At 60.4% G+C, this 23,712-nt stretch carries 20 protein-coding genes; 2 read left to right on the top strand and 18 right to left on the bottom strand.

Annotation, left to right across the window (positions count from 1 at the left end; all coding sequences use genetic code 11):
* Positions 1 to 5 precede the first annotated feature (5 nt).
* Complete coding sequence (locus RRF64_RS16765; protein WP_323847072.1) at positions 6 to 1,238, top strand: hypothetical protein; 1,233 nt, start codon at positions 6 to 8, stop codon at positions 1,236 to 1,238.
* Here RRF64_RS16765 and nagX read toward each other — a convergent pair.
* From nagX to RRF64_RS16750, 3 genes are all read right to left on the bottom strand, one after another.
* Entirely contained in the window at positions 1,235 to 2,332 is a 1,098-nt protein-coding gene (gene nagX / locus RRF64_RS16760) for a transmembrane glucosamine N-acetyltransferase NagX (protein ID WP_323847071.1), read from the bottom strand. The genes RRF64_RS16765 and nagX overlap by 4 nt on opposite strands.
* A 129-nt stretch (positions 2,333 to 2,461) precedes the next feature.
* A complete protein-coding gene (locus tag RRF64_RS16755) occupies positions 2,462 to 3,400 on the bottom strand; it encodes a glycoside hydrolase family 16 protein (protein ID WP_323847070.1) in 939 nt (312 codons plus the stop codon).
* 373 nt (positions 3,401 to 3,773) lie between these two features.
* Positions 3,774 to 3,923: a cellulose-binding domain-containing protein gene (locus RRF64_RS16750; RefSeq protein WP_323847069.1), complete on the bottom strand. Its 150-nt coding sequence runs from the start codon at positions 3,921 to 3,923 to the stop codon at positions 3,774 to 3,776.
* Positions 3,924 to 4,588: 665 nt separating this feature from the next.
* On the opposite strand from RRF64_RS16750, the gene RRF64_RS16745 reads away from it, so the two are divergent.
* Positions 4,589 to 7,126, top strand: coding sequence for a TonB-dependent receptor plug domain-containing protein (locus RRF64_RS16745; RefSeq protein ID WP_323847068.1), 2,538 nt, complete (start codon positions 4,589 to 4,591; stop codon positions 7,124 to 7,126).
* Between the two features lie 243 nt (positions 7,127 to 7,369).
* On the opposite strand, the gene RRF64_RS16740 is transcribed toward RRF64_RS16745, so the two are convergent.
* From RRF64_RS16740 to ndhC, 15 genes are all read right to left on the bottom strand, one after another.
* Positions 7,370 to 7,828 carry a hypothetical protein gene (locus RRF64_RS16740; RefSeq protein ID WP_323847067.1) on the bottom strand — a complete coding sequence of 153 codons (459 nt, stop codon included), beginning with the start codon at positions 7,826 to 7,828 and terminating at the stop codon, positions 7,370 to 7,372.
* 87 nt (positions 7,829 to 7,915) lie between these two features.
* A complete protein-coding gene (locus RRF64_RS16735; protein WP_323847066.1) occupies positions 7,916 to 9,451 on the bottom strand; it encodes an NADH-quinone oxidoreductase subunit N in 1,536 nt (511 codons plus the stop codon).
* Positions 9,448 to 11,040, bottom strand: coding sequence for an NADH-quinone oxidoreductase subunit M (nuoM, locus tag RRF64_RS16730; RefSeq protein ID WP_323847065.1), 1,593 nt, complete (start codon positions 11,038 to 11,040; stop codon positions 9,448 to 9,450). Before nuoM ends, RRF64_RS16735 begins: the two co-directional genes overlap by 4 nt.
* Positions 11,037 to 12,884 carry an NADH-quinone oxidoreductase subunit L gene (gene nuoL / locus RRF64_RS16725; protein WP_323847064.1) on the bottom strand — a complete coding sequence of 616 codons (1,848 nt, stop codon included), beginning with the start codon at positions 12,882 to 12,884 and terminating at the stop codon, positions 11,037 to 11,039. The genes nuoM and nuoL overlap by 4 nt, the downstream gene beginning before the upstream one ends.
* A gap of 1 nt (position 12,885) precedes the next feature.
* Positions 12,886 to 13,203, bottom strand: coding sequence for an NADH-quinone oxidoreductase subunit NuoK (nuoK, locus tag RRF64_RS16720; RefSeq protein WP_422732643.1), 318 nt, complete (start codon positions 13,201 to 13,203; stop codon positions 12,886 to 12,888).
* A complete protein-coding gene (gene nuoJ / locus RRF64_RS16715; protein WP_323847063.1) occupies positions 13,193 to 13,720 on the bottom strand; it encodes an NADH-quinone oxidoreductase subunit J in 528 nt (175 codons plus the stop codon). The genes nuoK and nuoJ overlap by 11 nt, the downstream gene beginning before the upstream one ends.
* A gap of 4 nt (positions 13,721 to 13,724) precedes the next feature.
* Positions 13,725 to 14,180 carry an endonuclease domain-containing protein gene (locus RRF64_RS18820; protein ID WP_422732642.1) on the bottom strand — a complete coding sequence of 152 codons (456 nt, stop codon included), beginning with the start codon at positions 14,178 to 14,180 and terminating at the stop codon, positions 13,725 to 13,727.
* The gene (gene nuoI, locus RRF64_RS16710; protein WP_323847062.1) at positions 14,177 to 14,695 is read right to left on the bottom strand and encodes an NADH-quinone oxidoreductase subunit NuoI; all 519 of its coding nucleotides are present in this window, start codon (positions 14,693 to 14,695) and stop codon (positions 14,177 to 14,179) included. The genes RRF64_RS18820 and nuoI overlap by 4 nt, the downstream gene beginning before the upstream one ends.
* A gap of 202 nt (positions 14,696 to 14,897) precedes the next feature.
* A complete protein-coding gene (gene nuoH / locus RRF64_RS16705) occupies positions 14,898 to 15,854 on the bottom strand; it encodes an NADH-quinone oxidoreductase subunit NuoH (RefSeq protein ID WP_323847061.1) in 957 nt (318 codons plus the stop codon).
* On the bottom strand, positions 15,851 to 18,703 hold the full coding sequence (gene nuoG, locus RRF64_RS16700) for an NADH-quinone oxidoreductase subunit NuoG (protein WP_323847060.1): 2,853 nt from the start codon (positions 18,701 to 18,703) through the stop codon (positions 15,851 to 15,853). The genes nuoH and nuoG overlap by 4 nt, the downstream gene beginning before the upstream one ends.
* Before the next feature lie 86 nt (positions 18,704 to 18,789).
* Positions 18,790 to 20,076: an NADH-quinone oxidoreductase subunit NuoF gene (nuoF, locus tag RRF64_RS16695; protein WP_323847059.1), complete on the bottom strand. Its 1,287-nt coding sequence runs from the start codon at positions 20,074 to 20,076 to the stop codon at positions 18,790 to 18,792.
* Positions 20,054 to 20,620, bottom strand: coding sequence for an NADH-quinone oxidoreductase subunit NuoE (nuoE, locus tag RRF64_RS16690; RefSeq protein ID WP_323847058.1), 567 nt, complete (start codon positions 20,618 to 20,620; stop codon positions 20,054 to 20,056). The genes nuoF and nuoE overlap by 23 nt, the downstream gene beginning before the upstream one ends.
* A gap of 33 nt (positions 20,621 to 20,653) precedes the next feature.
* The gene (nuoC, locus tag RRF64_RS16685) at positions 20,654 to 22,459 is read right to left on the bottom strand and encodes an NADH-quinone oxidoreductase subunit C/D (protein WP_323847057.1); all 1,806 of its coding nucleotides are present in this window, start codon (positions 22,457 to 22,459) and stop codon (positions 20,654 to 20,656) included.
* A 128-nt stretch (positions 22,460 to 22,587) separates the two neighbouring features.
* Positions 22,588 to 23,235 (bottom strand): NuoB/complex I 20 kDa subunit family protein, encoded by a 648-nt coding sequence (locus RRF64_RS16680; RefSeq protein ID WP_323847056.1) that lies wholly within the window; start codon positions 23,233 to 23,235, stop codon positions 22,588 to 22,590.
* Positions 23,236 to 23,251: 16 nt separating this feature from the next.
* Positions 23,252 to 23,680, bottom strand: a complete 429-nt coding sequence (gene ndhC / locus RRF64_RS16675; RefSeq protein ID WP_479691304.1) for an NADH-quinone oxidoreductase subunit A — start codon at positions 23,678 to 23,680, stop codon at positions 23,252 to 23,254.
* Positions 23,681 to 23,712 lie beyond the last annotated feature (32 nt).

Here is a 23,712-nt window from a genome sequence, read left to right as displayed (position 1 = left end):
ATGACATGGCCGACGCCGCGGCAAATTTCCTCCGGCATTTGCGGGGCGCGGAGCCGCCACTGCCCGACTATTTTTCGGTCGCCTGCGCGCACCAGCGCATCCCCCACACACTGCTCGCCGAAATCGATGACTTCATCGCTCTGTTCGAGCGCGTCACCCGGCGCCAGGCATGGATCGACCGGGTGACGGATCAGGTACCGGCTATCGCCCGATCGGCCCGCCCGGAAGTCTGCTTTTTCAGCGCTTGGGACTTCCATCTGCCACCGGACAAGCCCGGCGACTGGCAGCTGATCGAGTTCAACGACAATGGCTCCGGTCTGCTGTTCGCGGCGCAGGTCAACCGAGTCTATTACCAGCTGTTCCTCGCCGACGATATCGCCATACGGCCGCCCCCGCTCCCTGAGGATCTGGAGCGGCAGGTTCAGGGGATGATAGCGCAGGAAACCCGCAACTGCCTGAACACCGATACTCCCGACGGCGTGCTGATTCTCGACGACCGGGATTCGCTGCAAAAGGGGCGCTTCCGCGAGGAACTCGGGCGACTGGCTGAGCTTTGCCGGGCGCGGGGCTGGCGCGCCCGTGTCGCCGCACCCGAGGACCTGACCTGGAGTGGTGCCAGCCTGCTGGTCGAAAGTGAACCGGTCTCTTTTGTCGTCAACCGCGCGACCGATTTTTTCTGGCAGGGGGACCAGTTCAGTGCGCTCCGGCAAGCCTACGCGAGCGGCCGCGTTTACATTGCCCCGAACCCCTTCAGCTACGCCACCCGCAGCGACAAGCGATTGTTGGACTGGCTGTCGCGCCCCGACCGGGACAGGGAGCTCGGCATCATAGCGGACGAACGGGCGCTGCTTTCACGACATGTGCCGTCTACCTGGCAAGTGTCCGAAGACAATCTCGACGCACTGGCGGCGCGCAAACTGGAGCTGGTATTCAAACCGTCGCAGAGCCACGCCGGGCTCGGTGTGCTGGAGAGCCGCGACGTCGGCCGGCACCGGTTGCACCGGCTGCTGGCGAAAGGAGAGCGCTATGTCGCCCAGCGGCGGGTCGATAAGGGGCAGCTGCAGGACGCCAACGGCGATCCGCTGTGGGCGGACCTCCGGGTCTGGTCCTGGCGCGGCCAGCGCTATCTGATCAGCGGCAGGGCGTCGCGCCGGGAGAGTCGCCTCGACCTGGAGCCACCGGGTGGCTGGCTGCCCACCTTCGAACAGATTCAAGCCGAGGTGGCGTGCGACGCCTAAGGGCTGATAAAAATGCCCCGCCGGTACAGCCAGCGCAACACCAGCCATTGCAGCAGAATCACGCCGCAGGCGATAACAAGGGTTCCGCCCGCCTCGGACAGCGCCGCGGCAATGCCGCCGAACAGGCTCTTGCTGCTGTAGCTCCAGTTGACCAGGCTGGTTCCCAGGTACACGAGGATCGCGTTGCAACCGATCACGGCAAAGAAGGTACTGAACAGCCGCCAGTTCCACATATCCACCAGCAGGTAGAAGAGTGCCAGCAATAGCAGGCTGCAGGCGCTGGTGATCAGCACAAAGGAGCTGGTCCAGAGTTCTTTGTTGACCGGGTAGATCCAGTGCCACAGGAAGCCGCCGAGCAGACAGGCCAGCCCGGCCAGGGTGAGGCCCGACAGGATTCTTTGGTGTTGTCCCCGGCTGTTGCGCAGCCAGCGCCCGGCGAATACGCCGGCGAGGGCATTGACCACTGCGGGGATGGTGGAGAGCAGGCCTTCCGGGTCGTAGGGCCGGTTCTGGTAGGTAATGCCGGGCAGGCAGCACTGATCCACCCAGCTGTTGACGGAGCCGCTCGGGGTCAGGGCGCCGAAGCTGATCTGCAGTATCCAGTAGCCGAGCAGTATGCCGGCGGCGATGAGGTACTGGGCCCTCGGTCCGCAGTGCCAGACAATCATTGCGGCGAAGAACCAGGCAAGGCCGATGCGGGCCAGGACGCTGGCAAAGCGGATTTGGCTCGGGTCGGCGGGGATTCCGGTACCCCAGCCGTGATTGTAGACGATGCCGAGGCCGATCAGTATCAGCAGGCGTTTGACCGCTTTTCCGTATACGGCTCGCCGCTCCGGCAGCGGCAGGCCGCGCAGGGATTTATTGGCGATGCCGAGGGTGACGCCGGACAGGAAAATGAACAGCGGGAAAATCAGGTCGTAGAACCGGAAGCCGTGCCATTCGCTGTGCTGCATCTGCGTGTGGCCGAAGGAAAAGATGGACCAGCCGGTGAGTGTCAGCAGCGGCAGGAACAGCGCCTCGCCGCCGATAATCCAGAACATGTCGAAGCCGCGCAACGCGTCCACTGAGGCCAAGCGCTGTTTTTTATTGGTCATAAGTACTTCTGTTACTGCTGTTTTTCTAGTGCTGTTGTAGGAGCGGCCCATGGCCGCGATCGGTTTATCGGGATAGATTGATCGCGGCCATGGGCGGACGGCCGCCCCACCGCTCCTACAGGGCAATGTTTACAGGCCGCAGGGCGATTCCAGTTTGGGGCTCCAGTCCGGGACCGTGTCCATGAAGGACACCTGTTGCGCACGCAAATCTTCGACCGCCTGCATCACTTCCTCGGTATCGAGTATCTCGCCGGCGCGGTGGAATACCCAGTCCACGTCCTGCTGGTAAATGCGCAGCTCGTCCGAGTCGATCAGCCCCTGCTGGGTAAACCAGAGGTTGAAATTGATGGACATGGGCGCTTCCGGGAATACCTGTTCACTGTGCTGTGCGAATTCCTCGCCGTCAATAAAGTAGCGGATCTCGTTGTTGGCCGCATGCAACACCAGGGCATGCCAGCCGGCAAAACTGCCGGGTTTCACCGAGTATTCATTTTCCTTGACGAATGGATCCAGTTTGAAGGTTTCCCAGCTGGTGGCGAAGAGTGCGTTGCTCTCTTCGCCCCAGCCGCCATTGGCCAGGTATTCGAAATCCATCTCGCTGTAGTCAGGATCCAGAGGCGCCTGCAGTGGGCTGATGGTGTAGAAAGTTTCGATAATCTGGTCGCCGTCCGGCCCCTGCGTCGGCTCGTCGCGGAAGAAGACACGGGCGGCGTAGGTGCCTTCCAGGTATTTGCGCTGGTGGCAGAACTGGGTGTGATTGGTGTTTTCGCCACTGCCATCGGTGGACGAAGTCAGACGCAGCAGCCTGTTGCCTTCCCGTTCGCTGTCCGTCAAGAAGTCGATGCCGTCGGCTGACCAGCGCGCGCCGCTGACGCCCGGGTGGCCGGTTTCCGTGCGCACGCGCCAGTCGTTCGCGAGCATTGCATCCAGGTTCGCGTAGGAGAAATCGTCGAACAGTATCATCGCGCTTTCTTCTGCCGAGGACGCGGTTTCGTTTTTGCTGCCGCAGCCAGCGAGCTGCAGACACAGCAGCGGGGCGGCGGCCAGGGCAATCATTTTTTTCTGCATGGTTAAACTTTCTTTTCCTATAACAACAAAAAAAGCCCCGGTGACCCGGGGCAAATATAGGAGCATTACCTATAGATCAACAACGAGAGAGAACTTCCTGTGAGAACAACTTCTTTAAATCCTGCACGTCGCCTGTAGTTACTCTGTTTCGAGTCAGCTGCAGTTCAGTCTTCAAACCGGCTCAGAGCCTGTGCCGGGAATGATCCGGTACCGGTTTCCAGTTCGGTGGCACCTGGATTCCGGCCTGCGCCGGCATGACGACAGTATTCTGTAGGAGCGGCCCTTGGCGGCAATCGATGCCTGACGGTACGGCGAGATCCATCGCGGCCAGCGGCGGATGGCCGCCCCGCCGCTCCTACAGATTTTTTAAGCCTTATTCCACGCTACAGAGAAAATCCCAGCTGCTGTCGGCGCTACCCGGGACCGAATTGGTCCACCAGTTGGCTTCATAGACATCGCCCTGGTGAATGATCCGGTCGCCGCCGTTGGCGTGGTCGCCGGCGGGCCAGGCCGGATAAGTCATCAGGCCAGACGTGTCGACCCCGGCACTGGAGCAGCTGGTACCGCCGCTGCCACCATCGCAGCCGTCACCACCGCCGGCGAGATCCGCCAGCGGCAGTTCCGGGCGTTCGCAGGCGAGGGCGCTGCTAAAAAAATGACATCGCTGTCAAAATAACAGCAGTCCGGGTGCGCTGACAACGACCAACTGCCATAAATGTGCAACAGGCAGCGATTCCCCCGCCAAGTTGTGCGCGAAAATCAGCAGCTGAGTAGCAGGTACGCACTGTTTTGGTGCCGGTGTTACTGATGGTGACTCAGATTGCAGCCCGGTTCCTTGTATGCGAGGGGAGCGGGTGAAACGCAGAATTGCCATCGCATATTTTGCTGTCGAAGTGAATTGAGTGTACCTGCCGGGCGAACAGGAATTTTGTGACGCGATTAAACTTTGCGTGCTCTTTTGTCAGTCTGTGTGCGAAATGTTGTTAATACCGCAAATACAAAATAGAGCTAAAAAATAGTTAATTTTGCTTTGCTCTGTCGTCAGTTTGCACGCTTCTTGATAAAGAACCATTTTTCATTCGGGCGTGCGCGAATGTGTCACGGTTTTTGCATTTTTGCTGTGGGAACCTTCCAACACGCACGCGCAACACGTGCGCATAAAAACGAAAAATTGCAAGGGTATTTTCAATGAAAAAAACTACACAGTTCGGAGTTTCGTCGGTCTCGTTGATCGCTCTGACCGGCGCCCTGGCCGCGCCGGCTCTGGCGCAGTCCGCTGGTGACAATTTAGTGATTGAAGAGGTGGTGACTGTAGGCTCGAGAACCAAGCCGCGTTCCGTCGGCGAATCTCCGGTTCCCGTGGACGTCATTAGTGCCGAGGAATTGGCGAAATCTGGCAGCAGTGACATGTTGGACATGCTGAAGAGCTCCGTACCTTCCTTTAATGTGCACGACCAACCCATCAGTGACGCTGCATCTATGATTCGCCCCGTTAACATGCGTGGCTTGTCGTCTGATTCAACGCTGATCCTGCTCAACGGCAAGCGCCGTCATCGCGCCTCTGTGATTGCCTTCCAGGGCGGTGGTCTTAACGATGGTGCCCAGGGTCCTGATATTTCCGTTATTCCCAGCATCGCTCTGAAGCAAGTGGAAGTGCTGCGCGATGGCGCGGCGGCGCAGTACGGTTCTGATGCCATTGCCAGCGTGATGAACTTTGTGCTGAAAGACGATGCCGAAGGTGGTTCGCTCGAGCTGAAAACTGGCCAGTATTTCGAAGGTGACGGCCAGACCAGCACTATCGCCGGCAATTACGGCATGGCAATGACAGACTCGGGTTTCCTGAATCTGAGCTTCCAGCTGAAAAATGCCGATGACACCTCTCGTTCAGTGCAGCGTGCCGATGCCCAGGCGCTCATCGACGCCGGTAACACCGCAGTAGCTGACCCGGCACAGATTTGGGGTGCCCCGATCGTTGACGATGACATGACTATGTTTGCCAACTTCGGCATGGACCTGAAGGATGGCACCGAGATCTATGCCTTCGGAAACTACTCCAACCGCAAGGTCGACGGTGGATTCTATTACCGCAGCCCGAACAACCGTTCAGGAGTTTACACCGACGGTGATGGCAACCGCTTAGTTGGTGCACTGGACGGCAATGCCTCCAGCTGTGATGCCTACCGCACCGCACCTTTGGCTGACGGCTCTGACATGGTGGCTTCCGGCCTGATGGCAGACGACAACTGCTTTGCCTTCAACAAGACAATTCCCGGCGGTTATACCCCGCGTTTCGTTGGCGATATTACCGACACCTCCTTGACAGCTGGTCGTCGCGGAGAGTTCTTCGATGGTTTTATGCAGGGCTGGAACTTTGACTTGAGCGCGTCTGTGGGCCGCAACGAGGCAGTGTTTGGTCTGAACAACACCATCAACCCATCCTTCGGACCCGACAGCAAGCGCGATTTCGATACAGGTTCCTACATTCAGCTGGAGAAGACTCTCAACTTCGATTTGCAGAAGCAAATGGATAACCTGAGTGTTGCCATGGGTGCTGAATGGCGTGATGAGTCGTTCCAGATCATCGCCGGCGAGGGAATGTCCTGGCAGGTAGGTCCGCTGGCCGATCAGGGCTTCAACATTGGTTCACATGGTTTTGCCGGTTTCTCTATTGATTCTGCTGGTACCGCTGAGCGCAGCAACTACGCCCTCTATGCGGACCTGGAAAACCAGTTGACGGATGACTTTATGCTAGGCGGCGCCTTGCGCTACGAAAATTTCGATACTTTTGGCGATACCGCTAACTACAAGTTGGTGGCTAACTGGCAGATTACCGACAATCTTGCCTGGCGCGCTTCACACAGCACTGGCTTCCGGGCTCCGACCATGGGCCAGGCGTCCGTTGTGAATACCCAGACCTCGATCGTTGGCGGCCAGCTAACCCAGGCGCAAACACTGCCGGCGCCCAAACTGGGTGAGGCCGAGCTGCAGCCGGAAGAGTCCGTTAACTTTGCCACTGGTCTGGTAATGTCTGTTGGTGATCTGGAAGTGACTGCCGATGCCTATTTCATCGAAGTAACCGACCGAATCGCCCTGACCGATAATGCCACGCCTACCGCAGCCCAGCGCTCTGCCATGGCGGCTGCAGGCGTTCCCAACCCGGAATTGATCGGTCAGGTCAACTACTTTGCCAACGACTTCGATACCGAAACTACCGGACTCGACGTGGTGGCAACCTACGGTACGGAATTGTTCGGTGGCGGTACCGACTTCAGCCTGGCCTATAACTGGACCCAGACCGAAGTTATCGGTGGAGACACCACCTGTGGTGGTAGTTTCGTAAACAACCAGGGTGAGATCTGTAAAGCGGTACGCCTGGAGCGCGGCCTGCCAGAGCATCGGGCCTCCTTCACCGTATTCCAGAACTGGGACAAGTTGAGCGCCTTTGTTCGTACTAACTTCTACGGCGAATATGTGGGCGTACACGCCGACTGGTTCGGTGAGGAGCTAGGTTCTGAGTTCACGGTAGATTTTGAACTTACCTACGCCGCATCAGACAGCATCGTGCTGACTGCCGGCGCCGCTAATCTGTTTGATGAAATGGGTGGCGAGATTGATGGCTCAATCGTAGGAGTCCCTGACAATGATTTGGGCGGGATTTACTATGAGACATCGCCCTATGGCATTGGCGGTGGTTTCTATTATCTGAAAGCCGGCTACGAATTCTAAAACAGCGTCCTGTTTTGGAATTCTGAAAAGGCGCTCTGCGGGGCACTGCTGTCGCGCAGTACAGCAGGCACAAAGCGAGTCTCGATTGAGGCTCGCTTTGTTACGCAGGGTTATAACGTGACATGGCCGGAATCCTCCCTGATTACATTGTCTTTTTGGCGAAAAAGTTGTAACCGGTTTGGTTCGTGCTTTTTTCATTCATCCCAAACTGTGGGGCAGCAGTGGCTCTGAGCGTGTAGTTTTTTACATATCCCAAAGCGAATTGGTCGCCATCGACAGGGTGATGCGCTCTTTGTCCTGGATCTGTTTCAGATCCTCGAACACTTCTTTGACTTCGGCAGATTCGATCGCGCCGTAAACCGCTTCGTACAGCTCGGAAAAGTAGCGGTCCACTTCCCGGCCCATATTGTTGATTTCCTTGATGGTGGGCGGGTCGCTCAACTCCAGTTTCCTGATGAAATCCTTGGCGGATTCCTCTTGGGTGTACTGCAGCCAGGTCTGCATGACCTTGTGCTGTGCCACCTCGCCGTAGTTGGCGAGGTTTCTCGCCATGCGCTGTTCGTGCTCCAGCATATGCTTGAGAAGCAACTGCGTTCGCTTGTCTTCCGAGTTTTCCAGCAATTCTTTATAAAGACTGGCCATCTCTAGGTGAAATTTTTCCGCGTCCTTGAGGACTTCGAATGCTTGCTTGAAGGTTTTCATGGGTTTGCCTTTCAGTATTTTTGTGTCTTTATATGGCGGCGGCAAAACATAATGCGTGTCTCGTCAATCATCGCTCCATAGATATGTTTATAGTGTATTTATCCAATTGATCAAGATCTGCGGAAATACGCCAAACAGCAACAGCGCCGCGGTCAGGGAGAGAAGTAAGATCTGCCCGGAGATGGCGATTTGCACGCTGCCGGCAGTAGCGACGGCCGGTTCCGGGGTGCGCTGCACCATCGTCAACAGCAGGCGCAGGTAATAGAAGAGCCCCAGGGCGCTGCCCACCACCACCGCCGCCAGCAGCAGCCACATCTGCCCCTGCACGCCGGCGGCAAAAATATAGAACTTGCCGATAAAGCCGATCGTCAGTGGAATGCCCGCCAGGGAGAGCAGCATCGCGGCCAGGCAGCAAGCGAGCCACGGCGAGCGCCACAGGAGTCCGCGATAGAAATCGCGCTGAAACGGATCGCTGGCGGCATTGCCAATGGGCGCCGCGCCGCCCGGCGCCTGTGCCAGTGTCGAGTCTGCAATCAGGCCGACCACGGCGAAGGCGCCCAGCGTGGTGATGACATAGGCCACTAGGTAGTAGATCACCGCCTCGCTGCCGAAGGCGCTGTTGCCGATAAGGAAGGCGACAATCAGGTAGCCGATATGAGCGATGGAGGAGTAGGCCAGCAGGCGTTTGATGTTGTCCTGCATCAGGGCCAGCAGGTTGCCGGCCAGCATACTGGCCACGGCGGTGATGGCGAGCAGATTGGTCAGGGTGGGCACCGCGAAAAGATCCGCTTTGGCGAAGAAGCGCAACAGCAGCGCTATTACGGCCCCCTTGCCAACGGTGGCGATCAGCGCCGTTACCGGCGTCGGGGCGCCCTGGTAGACATCGGGTGTCCAGATATGAAAGGGCACCAGGGAGAGCTTGAAGGCCACCGCGATCAACAGCAGGGTCAAGCCGGTCAGCATCAGTGATGGCCCCTGTGGCAGCTGCGCGACCGCAGCCGCGATACCGCCGAAGTCCAGGGCGCCGCCGGCAGCATAGATCAGCGCGATCCCGAACAGACCCAGGGCGGTGGAGAGTGCAGAAAGCAACAGGTATTTAATGCCGGATTCCAGCGAGTGCATCTGGTCCCTTTGCGGCGAGAGGTCGCCGCTCACTGCGAATCCGAGCAGCGGGTAGAGCGCCAGACTCATCAGCTCCAGGGCGAGGAAGAAGCTGGCGAAGTGGTTGGCGCAGACCAGCGCCGTGGCTCCGAGCATGACCAGCAACAGCAGAATATAAAACTCTTCCGGGTAGCTGCCGGTACTGAATTTCTGATTGCAACGCTGCTGCAGGTAGCTGAACCCCAGCACCGCAACGGCGATTGCCGCGAGCAGCAACAGCAGGCAAAAGAACAGGGCGGTGTGATCCACCAGCAGCAGGCCGGTTACCGCCCTGGAACCGACCCCGCCCGACAGTGTCGCGGCGACCAGAAAGCAGGCGTAGATCGCCGCCGCCAGGGTGGTCACGGTGGTAACTGCCGCCGCCAGATGTCCGCGCCAGAATGACACCTGCAGCAGCAATATGACTATGCCGCCACTCAGAACCAGCAGCGGCAGGATGGCGTAAAGTTCCTGTGCGGTCATGGTGTTTCACCTCCTGCGCGGTCCGATTCTGGCCAGCCGGGGTGGGCGGCGGTCTGCAGGCCCTGCTCCAGCGCCTGTGATTTTCCCTCCAGCCCGGCGGCTGTCAGCTTCGCCGTGGCGCCGGCCACGGACGGTTCGGCGATATCGAACACCGGCTGTGGGCGCAGTCCGAGGAAGACCAGGGCTACCGCCAGGGAAAGCAGGGCAGCGGTCTCTCGCGGATGCAGATCCGCCACGCCGGCAATCCTGCCGGTTTTATCGGCGAGTGGGCCGAAGAAAACTCGCTGCATCATCAACAGCGCATAGAGCGCGGCACCGACCAGGCCCGCCGCCGCCAGCGCGGTGAGCCAGGGGTCGCTGCCGAAGCTGCCGAGCAGTACCAGGAACTCGGCGATAAAGTTGCCGAGGCCCGGAAGGCCGAGCGACGCTACGGCGAAAAACAGCGCTATGGCGGACAGCTTGGGCAGGACAGCCCAGAGACCGCCCAGGTGTGCCATATCGCGGGTATGCAGGCGGTGCTGCAGTGCGCCGACGAGCGCGAAGAGCGCCGCGGTACTGAGTCCGTGGGCAATCATCTGCATGACTGCACCCTGAATCGCGATAGTGTTGAGGGCGTAGAGTCCCAGCAGTACAAAACCCATATGGCTGACGCTGGAATAGGCCACCAGGCGTTTCATATCCCGCTGTGCAAAGGCGAGCACCGCGCCGTACACGACACTCACCGCACCGATTGCCATGGCCACCGGCGCAAAGGCGACAGAGGCCTCCGGAAACAGCGGCAGGTTGAAGCGCAGCAGGCCATAGGCGCCGGTTTTCAGCAGAATGGCCGCCAGCAGGATACTGCCCGCGGTCGGGGCCTGAGTGTGCGCATCGGGGAGCCAGGTATGCAGCGGCAGTGCCGGCAATTTCACTGCGAAGGCGACAAAAAAGCCGAGCATCAGCCAGTAGGCGGTATCCGGCGGGAGTTGCGCGGCCAGCAGTGACTGATAGTCGAAGGTCAGCTGGCCGCTGTTGCTGTAATGCAGGTAGACGAGCGCCACTATCGCAATCAGCATCAGCAGGCTGCTGGCCTGGGTAAACAGAAAAAATTTGATGGCGGCGTAGATGCGCTGTTCATAACCCCAGACCGCGATCAGGAACAGCATCGGTATCAGCATCACTTCCCAGAAGAAGAAAAACAGGAAGAGATCCATCGCGGTGAAGACGCCCACTACCCCGGCCAGTGTCCAGAGATAGTTGAAATAGAAGAAGCCGCGGCGAAAACCGATATCCCTCCAGGTCACGACCAGGCCGAACAGCCCCATCAGCAGTGTCAGTGCCAGCATCAGAAATCCGAGTCCATCGACGGCCAGATGGAAGCTGATACCGAATCGCGGAATCCAGGCGAGATTGAGGCTGTCCCACCAGGGCGAGGCGCCGGCGCTGGCGGCATCTCCCGCGAAGTACGCCCAGTAGCGGCCCAGCAGCGCCGTCGCGAGCAGCAGGCTGAACAGGGCAATGCGGCGGCTGCCGCGGTTGAGGAACCGCTCCGACAGCCAGGCCAGAACCCCTCCGGCGAACAGAATCGAGATGATTGCCAGTAGTGTCATAGTGCCACCAGTAGCGCGAGGAAGAGAATGGAGCCGGCCACCAGGGTGGTCATATACCAGCGCACCTGTCCGTTCTGCGAACTGCTGAGCAGCAGACTGAGCAGGCGGCTGAGCGCGGCGGTGCCCTTGTAGAACACATCGACCAGGTCGTTGCGGTTGATCCGTGCGAGCAGCACAAACGGCCTGACCAGCAGGCGGTCGTAGAGCCAGTCGAAGCCCCAGCCGCCGAACAAGAATCTCTGCAGTGCGGAAGCCCGCTCGACCGGGCGTCGACGGCGGAATTGCCACCAGGCGATGGCGAGCCCGGCAATCGGCATGGCAACGGCGATGGCTTCCACCCATGTCGCCGGGTGCGCCGCCTGCTCCGGCCCGAATACCGCCTGCAGTGGCGGAGCCAGCAGGCCGCCAAGCAGCGCCAGCGCCGCAAGTACCGCCAGCGGCACGGTCATCGCGCGGTTGTTGGCGTCCTCGCAGTGCGCCGAGGCGGAGCCCTCGCTGCCGAAGAACACCAGGAACAGCAGGCGGAAGCTGTAAACGCCGGTGATCAGGGCGCCCAGGATGCCGGCGAGCCAGATACCGCTGAAGCCGTGGTAATAGCTCCAGGCGCTGAGCAGTATCTGATCCTTGCTGTAGAAACCGGATGTCAGCGGCAGGGCGGCGAGACAGGCACAGCCGATAGCAAAGCAGATGAAGGTGAAGGGAATCTTCCGGCGCAGGCCGCCCATCGCAAAAATATTCTGCTCGTGATGCAGGCTCAGGATTACCGAGCCGGCGGCAAGGAACAGCAGCGCCTTGAAAAAGGCGTGGGTCATCAGGTGAAAGATGGCCCCGGACCAGGCGCCCACACCCAGCGCCAGAAACATATAGCCGATCTGGCTGATGGTGGAGTAGGCGAGCACCCGTTTGATATCGCTCTGCACCAGGGCGCTGCAGCCCGCCAACAGCAGTGTCAGGGCACCGACGACAGCGACGGCGCTCATCGCCGTCTCCGACAGTGCAAACAGCGGGTGCATGCGCGCAATCAGGTAGACACCCGCGGTCACCATGGTGGCGGCGTGGATCAGCGCGCTGACCGGGGTCGGGCCGGCCATCGCATCCGGCAGCCAGGTCTGCAGCGGCAGCTGCGCGGATTTGCCGACGGCACCGCCGAGCAACAGCAGTGCCGCCAGGGTGATGGTCGGGTCATTCAGTGTGGCGCCGCTGGTGGCGGCGAGCAGTTCGCGAATATTGAGCGTCGCAAATTCGCGGAACAGCAGGAACAGGCCGATGGCCATGGCGGTATCGCCGACGCGGGTGACGATGAATGCCTTGCGCGCGGCGGCGCCGTTGGCCGGATCCCTGTACCAGTAGCCAATCAACAGGTAGCTGCACAGGCCCACGCCCTCCCAGCCCAGGTAGAGCAGCACCAGGTTGTCTGCCAGGACCAGCAGCAGCATGGCGCAGACAAACAGGTTGAGGTAGGCGAAATAGCGCCGGTAGTCCGCTTCGCCGCGCATGTAGCCGGCGGAGTAGAGGTGGATCAAAAAGCCCACACCGGTAATGACGAGCAGCATGACCAGCGTCAGCCAGTCCACGCGGAAATCCATGCCCAGTTGCAGCGTTCCCACGCTGAGCCACTGCCACATTGAAGCCTGCAATACCGCCGACGCATCCGCGCGGAAAACCGAAAACGCCACCACTGCAGTCAGCAGTGCGGCCAGTCCGACGCTGCCGGCGCCGATAGCGGCGATCAGCCGCTCGGGCAATTCCCGCCGGCTGAACAGCGGGGCGGTCACCAGCACCAGAAAGCCGAGTAACGGCAGCAGCGGGATCCAGGCTAAAGCCGAGGTAACAGGTTCCTGCATATCAACCTCTCAGTCCGGTCAGTTGGTCGATATCCACCGTGTGCCGGCGGCGGTAGAACTGCAGTACCAGGGCCAGCGCGATGGCGACCTCGGCCGCCGCCAGGGTGATTACGAACACGAACATCACCTGGCCGTCCGCATTGCCCCAGTGCGAACCGGCGATCACGAAGGCGAGTGCAGCGGCGTTCGTACAGATTTCCACGCACATCAGCATAAAAATGATGTTGCGCCGCACCAACATGCCGGCGAGGCCGAGGCAGAACAGAATCGCCGCCAGTAACAGTCCGGATTCCAGGTTGGGGATCGGCTCAATCGGCATGGCGGACCTCCTTTGCTTCGGCGCTCCTGTGTCGCGCCAGGTGGAAGGCGCCCACCAGGCCCGCCAGCAACAGCATCGATGCCAGCTCCACGGCGATGATATAGCGGCTGAACAGGGCGAGCCCGACTTCCTTGGGACCGACGTAGTGCGCCGCCTGAGTGGTTTCAACTTGCCCCGCGGGCAACAGCAGCATCAGTTGGGCCAGCAATATACCCGAGAGCAGCGCGGGGCCCAGCCAGCCGCGCGGCTGCAGCCACTCCTTCTCTTGATTCACGGCGGCATCGCCCTGATTGAGCATCATGATGACGAATATCATCAGCACCATGATCGCGCCGGCATAGACGATGACCTCCAGCGCTGCGGCGAAGGGGGCGCCGTACTGATAGAAGATCACCGCGACGGCGAGGAGCGAGACGATCAGGTAGAGCAGGGCGTGCACCGCGTTGCGGCTGAAAATGACCAGGGCCGTTGAAACTATCGCGACTGCCGCGGTGAGATAGAAAACCGTTGCGCTCATCAATTTATTCCTCGGCCTGAAAAGAAAGCGCCCCTCTCCCGCTTGCGGGAGAGGGGCTGGGGGAGAGGGCCAATATTTCGTGCCTGATCAAGTCCAATACAGCCTGGGTCTGAGTCAGAACCTGATTGTTCCAGAACCTGAGGATCCTGAAGTCCTGGCTTCGCAGCCATGTATCTCGCTGTTGGTCGTATCGGATCTGATTTGCATGCTGTCCGCCATCCAACTCAATAATTAGCTTTGGCTGAAGGCAAACAAAGTCGACTATATATCTGCCTATGGACTTTTGACGTTTAAACTTGAGGCCCATAAATCTGTGTGCGCGCAGAAAGTACCAGAGGCGTTGCTCGGCCTCGGTAGAATTTGTGCGCAGCTTCCGCGCTCGTGCCAGTTGCAGCTTGCCCTCTCCCGCGGCCCCTCTCCCGCAAGCGGGAGAGGGGAGCTTCCTTTTATGGTTAATCATAAATTCAGGCTCTTAACATTGATCGGTTCGGCCTCGTTCTGCGCCTCACCCTTGTCCTTGCCCGCAATCGCCTTACCGGCCACCCGGTAGAAGCTGTAGTCGTGGTACTTGCCCGGTCCGCTGATCAGCAGATCCTCTTTCTCGTACACCATGTTCTGCCGGTCGTACTCGCACATCTCGAAATCCGGTGTCAGCTGGATCGCATAGGTGGGACAGGCATCCTCGCAGAGTCCGCACATGATGCAGCGGGAGAAATTGATGCGGAAATATTCCGGGCGCCAGCGTCCGTCGGCATCCTCGGTTTTCTGCAGGGAAATACAGTCGGGCGGGCAGGCGACCGCGCACAGGTTGCAGGCCACACAGCGCTCTTCGCCGTCCGGGTCGCGGGTCAGCACTATGCGCCCGCGATAGCGCGGCGCCAAATAGGGCTTTTGCTCCGGGTACTGTACCGTCGCATTGCGATGGAACAGGTGCTTGAACACCAGCCACATACTGCGCAGTTGACTCGCGATCATCTTTCTTCTCCAACTTGCGTCTGCACGCCTTTCATTCCCATCTAGGAACCTCTCAAAAACGTAGCGAGCGGGTGGTTGGTGGTGGCCGCCGGAGCGCAGGAAGCGGAGTGTACTTTAGTACATGGGTATTCCGACCGGGCTGGCGCACCAGCACCGCCGCACATCGCCAGGCGCACGCGCAGTAGTTTTTCAGAGGTTCCTTCTATCCGATCCACAGCAGAACCCCCGCGGTAACCAGCAGGTTGAGCAGCGACAGCGGCAGCATCACCTTCCAGCCAAACTGCATCAGCTGGTCATAGCGCGGGCGCGGCAAGGCTGCGCGCAACAGGATAAACAGCATCACCAAAAAAGCGGTCTTCAGGGAAAACCAGACCAGCGGAGGGAACCAGGGGCCCTGCCAGCCGCCGAGAAAGAGGGTGGTGATCAGCGCGGAAATCAGGATGACGGCCAGGTATTCGCCGACAAAAAACATGCCGAACTTCATGCCCGAATATTCGGTGTGGAAGCCGGCGGTGAGTTCGTGCTCGGCCTCCGGCAGATCGAAGGGCAGGCGGTGGCTCTCGGCGATGCCGGCGATAAGGAACACCAGAAAGCCGACAAATTGCGGCAGGATGAACCAGCCGTTCTGCTGGGCCAGCACTATTTCGCGCAGGTTGAAGCTGCCCGCCAGCATGACGACACCCATCAGGCTGAGTCCCATAAAAACTTCATAGGAGACCGTCTGTGCCGCCGCGCGCAGCCCGCCCAGCAGCGCGTATTTGTTGTTCGAGGCGTAGCCGCCGAGGATCACGCTGTAAACCGCCATGGACGACATGGCGAGGATAAACAGCAGGCCGATATTCAGATCGATAACACCGATGCCCGGCGATACCGGCACTACGGCGAAAGCCAGCAGCATGGTTGCCATGACGACTGTGGGGGCAATGATGAATACCGGAACATCGGCGAAGCGGGGGACAAAATCTTCCTTGAAAAACAACTTGATCATGTCCGCGACCACCTGCAGCAGCCCGAAGGGGCCGACCCGGTTCGGACCGGGCCGGTCCTGCCAGAACCCCAGCAGGCGCCTTTCCCCCCAGGTGAGCAGTGCAGCCAGCAGCACCGCGGCCAGCAGCACCCCGAACACATTCAGTAACGTAATCCAGACAGGCGAGGTCATTGATCGTCTCCGCTTTCCGTGGCGAATTCCGGCTCGGGGCGGCTCAGGGTTGCGACCCCCGGCAGCAGGGGCGACAGGGTTTCCAATTGCGGTATGCCGTAGGGAACGCCGATCGTGCCTGCGGGTTGGGTGGCGGAAAGCCTCGCCTCCATCCGGAACTGGTCGGCATTGATTTCCAGTGCCACGCTGTCTCCTGCGCGAATGGAAAAGGCGGTCGCGTCATGCGCATTGAGGGTGACGAAGGGTTTATCAATCACGCTGGCGATCGCGGCGGCACGGGCACTCAACTCATCCGAGCCAAAAAGCCGATAGAGCGGCAGTGCCTGTAGCTGGCTTTGCGTCGCTGTCCGTTCGGCGCTCGCTAAAGCGGGCATGGCCCAGTCGGGCATGCGCTGCGAATGCCGCCGCAATCTGACCCCGCCGTTTGCGCCCTTGCGGGCGCCGCCGATACCCTCCTGAAACTTGAAAATCGACTGATTGGAGTTCCAGCCGGGTGACCAGATATTGGCCTGCAGGGGCGTCTTGCCGGGGCTCTGAATGCCTTCCATGCTGAAGGCCATGGGTGCATCCGGATCCTGGTGCGGAGCGGACTCGGCTACCCAGGCCTTGGCGCGGACGGCGGTGCGTCCGCTGTAGCGGTGGCTCTGGCGCGCCACCTTGAGACCGTCGATGCGGTAATCCTCGTCGGGGCCGAGTTCTGCCAGATCCCGCAGCTGGGGGAATTCGCGCGATATTGCCTCGGTCAGATCCGTGCTGTGCCGCCATCCGGCGACCATCGATACAGCCGCTGATTTCTGCCGGCAGAAGCCGGCGGCGTCGGCCAGCCAGCGCCAGCTCTCCTGAATAAAGCCCACGCCCTCGTAAACGGCGTAATAGCGCTGCGCCAGGGCATTGCTGTTGACAAAGGTGCCCTGGGACTCCGCCGTGGCCGCCGCCGGAAAAATCAGGTCGGCGCGTCTGGCGGTGTCATTCAGCAGACTGTCCAGAAGAATCACTTCACCGGTGCGGGAAAAAATGGCTTCGAGCGTTTCGCGGTCGGCGCGCCGGTAGAGATCATTTTCCAGTACCAGCAGGGAAACCGGCCTGTCGTCACCGCCGGTGGCCTGCAGTTGCAGCGCCAGCTGCTCCAGGGCGCCCTGTTGCGGGTCGCACAGCTGTGTGATGCCCAGGCTGTTCGCCTCGGGACAAGCCAAATACAGTGCACAGGGCATCGCGGATTTCTCCGCAATTGCTGCGGAGATTCTACCGGCGCCGCGGATGATGTCGCCGTGGCGACTGCCGCAGCCGGAAATGATAAGCGGCTGTGCGGCCGCTGCCAGTAGATCCGCAGCGCGCATCGCCAGCTCCCGCGCTTCACCCTGCAGTGTGATTAGTGCCGGATCCGCGCCCTCGATCAAACGCGCAATCGCATCGGCAAAAAGGGCGACCTGCTCGGGAGATTCGAACAGGGTGGCACTAGCGATATCGCCGAGACCCGACAATTCTGTCCCGGCAAAAATGATCGGGCTGTGATCGCCGCGCAGCTGGCGCACCGAGGCGTCCTGCCACAGCGGTATTTTCAGGTCGGCGGCCTGCTGCTTCTGCCGGTTGCGGGCGGCCTGGCGCACGGCCAGGGCGATGCGCGGCGCCGTGTTGTCTAAATCCTCGCCGAGAATCAGCACCGCATCCGCGCGCTCGATTTCCGGCGTGGTCGGGCTGTGAATGCGGTCGTCGCACTGAATGCGGTCAATCAGGTGTAACAGTTCCAGGTCCCGCTGGTTCAGGCCGGAATAAAAGCTTTCCGCCCCCACCAACTGGCGCAGCGCATAGTTGTTTTCCAGCGAACTGCGCGGTGATCCAATGCCGAGCAGCCGGCGCCGGCCCTTCAGGGCTTCGTCGAGTCGCTGTGCCAGCCGTTGCACCGCCTGTCTTGGCGGGATTTCTTCGTGCACTCTGTCGCCGTCTGCGGCGGTGGAGCTGATAATCCGCTCGCGGCGCTTTGCCAATACTTTCTTGATGCGCGCATCGCAGTTCACATAGTCGTAGCCAAAGCGTCCACGGTCGCAGAGGAAGTAGCCGTTTATATTCCGGTTGTAGAGGTTTACCACCCGGCGCAGTATCGCATCCCGGCCATTGCCCGCCTCTCTCGCACCGGGTGCGGTGTTGCACCCCACGGCGCAGTGCTCGCAGATCGACGGCGCCGTCTGCAGGTCCCACTTGCGTACGAAGTGCTGGCTGAATGTCTTGTCGGTGAATACGCCGGTAGGGCAGACCTCCACCAGATTGCCGCTGAAGCCATTTTCCAGCATTCCGTCTCGCTGCCGCCCGAAATAGACCTGGTTGTTTCTGCCCAGTGGCTGCAGATCGTCGCCGCCGGCGTAGTCGCGATAGAAGCGCGTACAGCGGTAACAGGCGATGCAGCGATTCATTTCGTGATTGATAAACGGGCCCAGGTACTGATTGCGGTGCGTGCGCTTCTTGCCCCGGTAGCGGCGGCTGGTGTGACCGGTCATCTCGGTCATATCCTGCAGGTGGCATTCGCCACCCTCCTCGCAAACCGGACAGTCGTGGGGGTGATTGGTCATCAGGTCTTCTATGATGCCGCCGCGGAACTCACGCGCGCTCTCCGCGGTAACACTGTAGATGCCGCCGTCCTTTACCGGTGTCATGCAGCTCATCACCAGCCGGCCGCGCTGGTCATCGGCGTCCTTGTACTCGATGACCGCGCACTGGCGGCAGGCGCCCACCGAGCCCATGGCGGGATGCCAGCAGAAATAGGGCAGGTTGATGCCCTGGGCCAGACAGGCGCTGAGCAGGTTCTGGTCGCCGTCTACCTCGTAGCGTTCGCCGTCGATGGTGATGGTAGGCATTTTCGGTCCGTTATTTTGGCTCTTTTATTTTTCCTGTAGGGTGCGCTGTGGGCACCACTCGGTTTCTTCGATGCGCAAGGCGCACCCTACAGAAAAGGGCAGCAGCCCTTGGTAATGTGGTCGATAAAATCCTGCTCGAACAATTTCAGCGCGCTCTGGATCGGCTCGGCGGCGCCGGGCGCCAGTGCGCAGAAGGTATTGCCCGGCCCCATGCGCGCGGCCTGTTCACGCAGCAGCTCCAGATCTTCCGGCAGCCCGTGGCCTTTCTCTATGCGCTGCAGAATTTCGACCACCCACGGCAGGCCGTCGCGACAGGGTGTGCACCAGCCGCAGGACTCGCGGGCAAAAAACTGGGATAGATTCAGGACCAGCCCCACCGGGCAGGTGCGGTCGTCGAGCACTATGATGGTGCCGGTACCCATGCGGCTGCCGGCCTTGCCGATAACGTCATAGTCCATCGGCAGGTCCAGGTGCTCCGGGCCGAGGAAATCCGTGGAGCCGCCGCCCGGCAGAAAGCCCTTCAATTTCAGGCCGTCCTGCAGGCCACCGGCGTGCTGCTCGATGATTTCTCGTACCGGAGTACCCATGGGCAGTTCCCAGGTGCCGGGATTTTTTACCCTGCCGCTGACACCGAACAGTTTGCTGCCGGCATCCTCGCCGCGCCCCAGGCCCTTGTACCAGTCGGCACCCATCTCGATCAGGTGCGGGATATTGCAGAAGGTCTCCACGTTATTGACGACTGTGGGCTTTCCCCACAGGCCGCTGACCTGGGGGAAGGGCGGCTTGGCCCGGGGGATGGCGCGCCTGCCCTCGAGGGCATTTAGCAACGCGGTCTCCTCTCCGCAGATATAATTACCGGCACTGCGGTGCAGGTAGATTTCCAGACTGTAGTCACCGCCCTGAATGTTCGCACCCAGCAGGCCCTGGTCTCTCGCCTCGGCAATGGCGCGCTCCAGCCGCTCCGCGGCCAGGTGGTACTCGCCGCGGATAAAGATATAGGCCGTGCGCGCCTCTATCGCGTAGGCGGCGATGGCCATACCCTCGATCAGCAGGTGCGGGTCGCGTTCCATCAGCAGCCGGTCCTTGAAAGTGCCGGGCTCCATTTCGTCCGCATTGCAGACCAGATACTTGACCGCCGGGCTGCCCTCGCCGCGGGGCACGAAACTCCACTTGAGACCGGTATTGAAGCCCGCACCGCCGCGCCCGCGCAGGCCGCTGTCCTGCACCAGTTTTACGATATTGTCCGGCGGCATGCCGAGCGCCTTGCGCCAGCCACGGTAGCCACCGTTGCCCAGATAGCAGTCGATATCCGCGGCGATATTCTGCGGGCCGATATTCTTGGTGAGCGGCTTAGTCAGCTGAAAGGTCGGCATGGTGTTTCTTCTTGTTATCGATTATTTCATCGACGGCAGATTCAGTCAGATTGCGGTGCATCTCCTCGCCGATCATCAGTACCGGTGCCTTGTCGCAATCTCCCAGACAGGGTGTTTCCAGCAGCGTGAAGAGCCCGTCCCCGGTGGTTTCCCCCGGTTTAATCTGCAGTTTATTCTGGATTCTTTCCTGCAGGCGGTCGCAGCCCATGATCCAGCAACTGGCGCTCTTGCACAGAAATATCACCTCCTTGCCGACCGGCTGGCGAAAAATCAGCTGGAAATAGGTGGCGACGCTTTCCAGCTGGGCGCACGGAATATCCAGGTAGGCGGACACCGCGCTGAGGCTCTCGTCGGAGATCCAGCCGCGGTGCTTCTGCACTATGCGCAACGCCTCCAGGCCCACGGAAGCCTTGTCCTCGTAGTGAGAAAACTCGCGATCGATCTCCTCCTTTTCTTCCGCGCTCAAGCTGTTTTCAATAGGGCCCGGGCTCCTGTTGCTGTGCTCCATTACTTCAATTACTTCCGGTTCGAAAATGCTGGACATATGCGCTTCCTCAGGCATTCACTCCGAGACCCTTCATCGGTCCACGTCGGCCATCACAAAATCGATACTGGCGATGATCGCGATCAGGTCCGCCACCAGTAATCCGCGTGACATCAGCGGAATCATCTGCAGGTGCGGGAATGAGGGCGTTCGAATTCGAGTGCGGTAGGCGTTGGTGCCGCCGTCGCTGACGATCTGGTAACTGTTCAGCCCCTTGGTGGCTTCGATCGGGAAGCAGACTTCCCCGGCCGGCATGACCGGGCCCCAACTGTTGTTGACGAAGTGCTGTATCAGCGTCTCGATGTCCTGCATGGTCCGCCCCTTGCGCGGCGGTGTGGTCAGTGGATGGTCCGACTTGTAGGGGCCGTCTGGCATATTGTCCAGACACTGGCGGATGATGCGCAGGCTCTGGTGGATTTCTTCCACGCGTACACGGCAGCGATCGAAGCAGTCGCCGCCGTCAAAAGTGGGGATGTCGAATTCAAACTGGTCGTAGCCGCTGTAAGGCCGCCGTTTGCGCAGGTCCCACTCGAATCCGGTGGCGCGCAGGCCCGGGCCGGAGACGCCCCAGTCGAGCGCCTCGGCGGTATCGTACACGCCGATGCCGCGGGTGCGCTTCTGCAGCAGCTTGTTCTTGATCACCATACCCTCGTACTCGCGCAGCCGCGCCGGCATATAGTCGAGGAATTCGCGCACCATTTTGTCCCAGCCCCGGGGCAGATCCTGGGCCACGCCGCCAATTCGGAACCAGGCCGGATGCATGCGCCCACCGGTGATCGCCTCGACGATGCCAAACAGCTTTTCGCGGTCGACGAACATATAGAAAACCGGCGACATCTGCCCGACGTCCTGGGCAAAGGTGCCATAAAACACCAGGTGGCTGGCGATACGGAACAGCTCGCACAGCATGACGCGAATGACCTGTGCCCGCGGCGGTACCGCAATGCCGGCCAGCTGCTCCAGCGCCAGTACGTAGGGCAGGTTGTTCATGACGCCGCCGAGGTAGTCGATGCGGTCGGTGTAGGGCACATAGGTGTGCCAGGCCTGGCGCTCGGCCATTTTCTCCGCGCCGCGGTGGTGGTAACCGATATCGGGAACCGCGTCGACTATCTGCTCGCCGTCGAGCTGTAGCGCTATGCGGAATACACCGTGCACACTCGGGTGATTCGGCCCCAGGTTCAGGAACATGAACTCGGCGCTGTTGCTGGCCTTGGCCATGCCCCAGTCTTCGGGCCTGAATCGCAGCGCCTCCTGCTCCGCGCGCTGTTTTTCTGGCGTGAGCGTGAAGGGATCCACTTCGGTGGCGCGGGCGTGGTGATCCTTGCGCAGCGGGTGCCCCCGCCAGGTCGTCGGCATCATGATGCGGCGCAGGTGCGGGTGACCGACAAACTCGATACCGAAGAGATCCCATACCTCCCGCTCATACCAGTTGGCGCTGGCCCACACACTGGTAGCCGAGGGGACGGACAGCCGGGACTCGGACAGCGCCACTTTGATACGGATAAACAGGTCGCGCTGCACCGATAACAGCTGATAGACGACCGTGAAATCACTCGCCGGCTGCCGTGCCTCGTCCTTGCCGCGGTTGATGCGCAGCCGCTCGTCGATGGCACTCAGGTCGTAGAGCATGGCAAACGGACGGGAAATACCGGCTTTCAGAAAACGCAGTAGCGGCAACAGTGACTGCGCATCGATCCACAGCGTCGGCATATCGAGGCAGTCCGGCTGCAGCCAGTAGTCTTCCAGCGGGTACTCACCGCGCAGATCACCGATAAAGGCCTCGGCGTCGGCTCGGTAGGGTGTTTCGCGGTAAACGCTCGCTGCGATTACGCCTGTCATAGGGTTTTCCGATTTTATCTTTCTTCTCCCCTCGCTCGCTTGCGGGAGAGGGGCCGGGGGAGAGGGATTCATTCGGAGCCCCCTCTCCCTAACCCTCTCCCCAAGGGGGAGAGGGGACTGTTTAGTGGCTAGACGGTATCCGGTGCGCGCAGCCGGTCCGCGCGCATGCGCGCTTCGCAGTGCAGGTCGCGCTGGCTGGTCTTGGGCACCTGGCGCGGTCCGTGGTCGTCGACGATCCAGCTCAGGCCGCGGCGCTCGGCGGCCACGGATTTCTGCAGTAGGGTCAGGCCCTGCATCAGTGCCTCTGGGCGGGGCGGGCAGCCCGGCACATAGACATCCACCGGCAGGAAGCGGTCTACGCCCTGCACGACGCTGTAGATGTCATACATGCCGCCTGAGTTGGCACAGGACCCCATGGAAATCACCCAGCGGGGCTCCATCATCTGCTCGTAGAGACGCTGCAATACCGGCGCCATTTTTATGAATACAGTGCCGGAGATGACGATCAGGTCCGCCTGCCGCGGTGTCGCGCGGATGACTTCCGCCCCGAAACGGGAGATGTCGTGACGGCTGGTAAATGCGGTGGCCATTTCCACATAGCAGCAGGACAGGCCGAAATTAAATGGCCAGAGGGAATTGGCCCTGCCCCAAGCCACCAGGTCTTCCAGTTTGGTCAGCAGAATGTTTTTTTTGACTTCCTCGGAGAAAATTTCCTCTTCCGTGCGCCCACCGCTCGCCGCAATCAGGTCTTCCGCTTTGGTCAACTGCCAGCGCATAGTGCTTCCTTATTTTTTATCGATGGTCTCCGGCTTCCATCCGGCTCTTTTGCCTGCCGCCCCAGTCCAGTGCGCCCAGGCGCCACAGATAGACCAGGCCGGCCAGCAGTATCACGATGAAAATCGTCGCTTCGACAAAACCCAGCATTCCGGCTTCGCGGAAGGCAATGGCCCAGCTGAACAGATAAATTGCCTCCAGGTCGAAGACGATAAAGAGAATGGCGACGAGATAGTAGGCGACAGAGATGCGCAGGCGGGCGCTTCCCTGGGAGACAATGCCGGACTCGAAGGGTTCGTCAGTGGCCGGGTCCCGGCGGCGCTGACCGAGCACACTCGACAGGCCAAGCATCAGCGCAATTAATGCCAGGACGGCCAGGCAGTAGACAACCAGTGGCCAAATTTGTGCAAAATGCATGGCCGGGTCGAACTGGGCTGGGTATTGCAACTTCTCTCTCCCCGATCTGCTGTTGGGCGCGG

The sequence above is a fragment of the Microbulbifer magnicolonia genome (assembly GCF_035117725.1).
GTDB lineage: Bacteria > Pseudomonadota > Gammaproteobacteria > Pseudomonadales > Cellvibrionaceae > Microbulbifer > Microbulbifer magnicolonia.
Note: the sequence above shows the minus strand (reverse complement) of the source record. Positions and strands in the feature narration are given on the sequence as shown.

Bases quoted from the DNA above. Each gene is read 5' to 3' on its own strand.
- RRF64_RS16765 (WP_323847072.1), top strand. From the start codon at position 6: ATGGCCGACGCCGCGGCAAATTTCCTCCGGCATTTGCGGGGCGCGGAG.
- nagX (WP_323847071.1), bottom strand. From the start codon at position 2,332: ATGACCAATAAAAAACAGCGCTTGGCCTCAGTGGACGCGTTGCGCGGC.
- RRF64_RS16755 (WP_323847070.1), bottom strand. From the start codon at position 3,400: ATGCAGAAAAAAATGATTGCCCTGGCCGCCGCCCCGCTGCTGTGTCTG.
- RRF64_RS16750 (WP_323847069.1), bottom strand. From the start codon at position 3,923: ATGACTTATCCGGCCTGGCCCGCCGGCGACCACGCCAACGGCGGCGAC.
- RRF64_RS16745 (WP_323847068.1), top strand. From the start codon at position 4,589: ATGAAAAAAACTACACAGTTCGGAGTTTCGTCGGTCTCGTTGATCGCT.
- RRF64_RS16740 (WP_323847067.1), bottom strand. From the start codon at position 7,828: ATGAAAACCTTCAAGCAAGCATTCGAAGTCCTCAAGGACGCGGAAAAA.
- RRF64_RS16735 (WP_323847066.1), bottom strand. From the start codon at position 9,451: ATGACCGCACAGGAACTTTACGCCATCCTGCCGCTGCTGGTTCTGAGT.
- nuoM (WP_323847065.1), bottom strand. From the start codon at position 11,040: ATGACACTACTGGCAATCATCTCGATTCTGTTCGCCGGAGGGGTTCTG.
- nuoL (WP_323847064.1), bottom strand. From the start codon at position 12,884: ATGCAGGAACCTGTTACCTCGGCTTTAGCCTGGATCCCGCTGCTGCCG.
- nuoK (WP_422732643.1), bottom strand. From the start codon at position 13,203: ATGCCGATTGAGCCGATCCCCAACCTGGAATCCGGACTGTTACTGGCG.
- nuoJ (WP_323847063.1), bottom strand. From the start codon at position 13,720: ATGAGCGCAACGGTTTTCTATCTCACCGCGGCAGTCGCGATAGTTTCA.
- RRF64_RS18820 (WP_422732642.1), bottom strand. From the start codon at position 14,180: ATGATTAACCATAAAAGGAAGCTCCCCTCTCCCGCTTGCGGGAGAGGG.
- nuoI (WP_323847062.1), bottom strand. From the start codon at position 14,695: ATGATCGCGAGTCAACTGCGCAGTATGTGGCTGGTGTTCAAGCACCTG.
- nuoH (WP_323847061.1), bottom strand. From the start codon at position 15,854: ATGACCTCGCCTGTCTGGATTACGTTACTGAATGTGTTCGGGGTGCTG.
- nuoG (WP_323847060.1), bottom strand. From the start codon at position 18,703: ATGCCTACCATCACCATCGACGGCGAACGCTACGAGGTAGACGGCGAC.
- nuoF (WP_323847059.1), bottom strand. From the start codon at position 20,076: ATGCCGACCTTTCAGCTGACTAAGCCGCTCACCAAGAATATCGGCCCG.
- nuoE (WP_323847058.1), bottom strand. From the start codon at position 20,620: ATGTCCAGCATTTTCGAACCGGAAGTAATTGAAGTAATGGAGCACAGC.
- nuoC (WP_323847057.1), bottom strand. From the start codon at position 22,459: ATGACAGGCGTAATCGCAGCGAGCGTTTACCGCGAAACACCCTACCGA.
- RRF64_RS16680 (WP_323847056.1), bottom strand. From the start codon at position 23,235: ATGCGCTGGCAGTTGACCAAAGCGGAAGACCTGATTGCGGCGAGCGGT.